At 57.8% G+C, this 256-nt stretch carries 1 pseudogene; it reads right to left on the bottom strand.

Annotation, left to right across the window (positions count from 1 at the left end):
* A pseudogene (locus tag AC1VXC_RS21120) lies at nt 1–148 on the bottom strand (transposase); the annotation flags it as partial.
* Nucleotides 149–256 lie beyond the last annotated feature (108 nt).

Here is a 256-nt window from a genome sequence, read left to right as displayed (position 1 = left end):
CTTCTAGTCGCCGCTTCCACGACACATAGTTCAAGCTGTGCCTGACCATATGCACGATGCATAGTTGCACCGTGGTGTACGGAAACACTGCCTCGATAGCCTCAGGGAAGCCCTTCAGGCCGTCGACACAGGCGATGAAGATGTCTTGACCTGCGTACGGATCTTGTAGCCAATTAGCCAGTGAGTCCGGGGTGGATATTATCTGCCTCGAGCCAAGCCCGTCGAACGGTGGCCGGGGCCTTGTAGCGGTGGGCGC

This window comes from Stenotrophomonas sp. STEN033, assembly GCF_056856655.1.
This window is presented reverse-complemented; position numbering and strand designations above follow the sequence as displayed.